The following is a 1,785-nucleotide window of genomic DNA, read 5'->3' as shown; positions in this document are numbered from 1 at the left end:
ATGTGAGTGTTGTGTCGACGTTTCTGCGCTCAAGCGCCAGGAATTCCTTAGACTGCATTTCGTTGAGCCGGGAAACCGTGCGGGGAAATTCATGCACCAACGGCCCTTCGGTATACAACGCCTCGGGAGCTACTTCGGCCGACATGATCAATTTGACCCGGCGGTCATACAGCACATCCACCAGCCAGGTAAACCGCCGGGCCTCGGACGCCATGCGCACTGGCATATGGGGCACATCACTGAGCAATACGGTATGAAACTGGGTGGCTATTTCCAGGTAATCGTTTTGGGAACGCGGGCCGCCGCACAATGTCTTGAAATCGAACCAGACAACGCCGCCGGCCTTTCGTCGGGCCTGAATTTGCCTGGACTCAATCTGCAATACGGGGTTTTCATCCTGAGACTCCGCCAGCGCATTAAAAGTTTCAGTCATTTCCGCGTCGGCCTGAGGGCCCAGCGGAGTGTGATACAGCCTCGCCTGGGCTAAGGTGCGCCCGCGGTAGTCCGTCCCGTTGTCAACACTGATGACCTCCAGCCTGGCTTTCAGCAGTTCAATGGCAGGGAGGACACGGTCACGATGCATGCCATTCGGATACAACTCGTCCGGCTGAAAGTTGGATGTCGTGACAAAGCCGACTCCATTGTCAAACAACGCCGACAACAGACGATGAAGGATCATCGCGTCGGTAATGTCAGCGACATGAAACTCGTCAAAACAGATGAGCCGGTATCGCTTTGCAATGCGACGGCCCAGTTCATCGAGCGGGTTCGCCGTGCCCTGAAGATCCTGCAACTCCCGGTGCACCTCCCGCATGAACTCGTGAAAGTGCAGCCGCACCTTGCGCCTGAGCGGAACAGCCCCGAAAAAGCAGTCCATCAGGAAACTCTTGCCCCTGCCAACGCCCCCGTACATGTACACCCCGCGGGGGATATCAGGCCGATTGATCAGCTTCTTGATGGCATTCGAGCGTTGCTCCTTGAACGCCGCCCACTCAGACGCGCAGCGCTCAAGCGCCTCTACCGCCCGCAATTGAGCGGGGTCACTTTTATAGCCCCGCGTTGCAAGTTCGGCGTCATACGCCGAGCGCACCGGTTGAGTCACCGAGTTCGTACCCGTGTGCTCAGAAATTCAAGGTCCGCTTGTCGACTGCCAGCGCGGCTTCCTTGGTCGCTTCGCTCAGGGACGGATGCGCATGGCAGATGCGGGCGATGTCTTCACTGCTGGCGCGGAATTCCATGGCCACCACGCATTCGGCGATCAGTTCGCTGGCCATCGGGCCGACGATGTGCACGCCGAGAATTTCATCCGTCGCTGCATCGGCGAGCATCTTCACCATGCCGGTCGTGTCGCCTAGCGCGCGGGCGCGGCCATTGGCCATGAAAGGGAACGTGCCGGCTTTGTACGCCCGTCCGGCAGCCTTGAGCTGCTCCTCTGTCTGGCCAACCCAAGCAATCTCGGGGTTGGTGTAAATCACCCAGGGAATCGTGTTGAAGTTGACGTGGCCATGCTGCCCCGCAATGCGCTCGGCAACGGCAACACCCTCTTCCTCGGCCTTGTGCGCCAGCATGGGGCCACGCACCACGTCGCCAATCGCCCATACATTGGGCAGGCTGGTCCTGCACTCGTCATCCACTACCACGGCACCGCGCTCGTCGAGCTTCAGGCCCACAGCCTCAGGGTTAAGACCCTGCGTATTGGCTACCCGGCCAATGGAGATGATGAGCTTATCCACTTCCAGGGTCTGGGCCTCGCCCTTGGCGTCGGTGTAGGCAACACTCACACCC

The 1,785-nt window shown here is 59.4% G+C and carries 2 protein-coding genes; both read right to left on the bottom strand.

Features of this window, described 5'->3' with window-relative positions; all coding sequences use genetic code 11:
* Positions 1-1,102: cell division protein ZapE (gene zapE, locus AC1D0Z_RS20835; protein WP_477660068.1), on the bottom strand; the 1,102-nt coding region annotated here is incomplete at its 3' end.
* A 19-nt stretch (positions 1,103-1,121) separates the two neighbouring features.
* A partial coding sequence (locus AC1D0Z_RS20830) for an FAD-dependent oxidoreductase (RefSeq protein ID WP_477660067.1) occupies positions 1,122-1,785 on the bottom strand: 664 nt, incomplete at its 5' end.

The organism is Polaromonas sp. P1_E3, from assembly GCF_056405935.1.
This window is presented reverse-complemented; position numbering and strand designations above follow the sequence as displayed.